At 67.3% G+C, this 1,168-nt stretch carries 1 protein-coding gene and 1 pseudogene; both read right to left on the bottom strand.

The features are described from left to right. Nucleotides 1–242, bottom strand: a pseudogene (locus D473_RS0123765) (hypothetical protein); the annotation flags it as partial. 116 nt (nt 243–358) lie between these two features. Beyond that, on the bottom strand, nt 359–1,168 hold an 810-nt coding region (locus D473_RS0123760; protein WP_017611536.1), incomplete at its 5' end, for an LVIVD repeat-containing protein.

Below are 1,168 nucleotides of genomic sequence, written 5' to 3'. Positions count from 1 at the left end.
CCGTCGTAGTTGCCACCGATGACGTGGTCACCGGTGAAGGCCAGATCGGAGTTGGTACTGCTGACCGCCTCCGGTTTGGGCACGTTGGCGATGTGCTCGACATTGCTGCTGGTGACTGTTTCGGAGGGGGCCTCGTCGGCGTGGGCCGCATCGGGACCCACCAGCCCGAGGAAGAGCGATGCCGCGGCCGTCGTGGCCAGGGCGACCGCACGGCGGTGTCGTCCGCGGAGCAGTGGGGGCATGGAAGCTCCAGGTGAACTAGCGGGTGGGCGGGACGAGGGGCGAGGTGCACGGCTCGGCCCCTCCTGCCGCCCCGCGCCGACTCGTGGTGCTCCGGCGCGGGGACGGGGACCAGGGATCAGCGTCCGGGGCGGAACGCGGGCTGGGACTGCGGGTTGAACTCGTCGTAGGTCACGTTCTCGGCCGGACGCAGGCGGGGGTCGTCCAGACGGATCACGTCGAGCCCGCGTTCCATGTCGGAGGAGTAGACGTAGCCGTTGTAGTAGTAGGCCGACCACGAACCGCCCGGGACCAGTTCGTCCTCGTCGAGGGGATCACGGTCGAACCAGCCGATCTCGCGCGGGTTGCCCGGGTCGTTGAAGTCGATGACCGAGACGCCTCCCTGATACCAGGACTGCACGAAGAAGTTCTGCCCGGGCACGGGGACGAGCGAGCCGTTGTGGGCCACACAGTTCTCGGTTCCGGACTGTTCACGGGGGATCTTGTAGTAGCTCTCGAACTCCAGGCTCGGGTCACCGGCCTCTCCCCCGACGCTGTAGAGGGCGTTGGCTCCCTGGGTCTCGTCGAAGTCCTCGGTGCAGACGGCCCCGGTACCGCCGCCGAGCTCATCGGTGAACAGGAGCGTGGCACCGTCGTTGGTGAAGGTCGCCGAGTGCCAGAAGGCGAAGTTCTCGTCCTGGATCACCTCGGTCACCACGGGTTCGACCGGGTCGCTGATGTCCATGATGATGCCGTCACCCATACAGGCACCGGCGGCGACATCGTCCTCGGGGTAGGCGGTGATGTCGTGGCAGCCGGAGGTGGAGGCGTGGCCGCCGTCCTCGAAGAGCATCGGTTCGTCGACCACCTCGGCAGAGGCCGGATCGCCGGTGGGCACCTCGATGATCGAGATCTTGTCGTGCGGGGGCTGACAGTTCGGGAACTCCTC

The sequence above is a fragment of the Nocardiopsis xinjiangensis YIM 90004 genome, from assembly GCF_000341145.1.
GTDB lineage: Bacteria > Actinomycetota > Actinomycetes > Streptosporangiales > Streptosporangiaceae > Nocardiopsis > Nocardiopsis xinjiangensis.
This window is presented reverse-complemented; position numbering and strand designations above follow the sequence as displayed.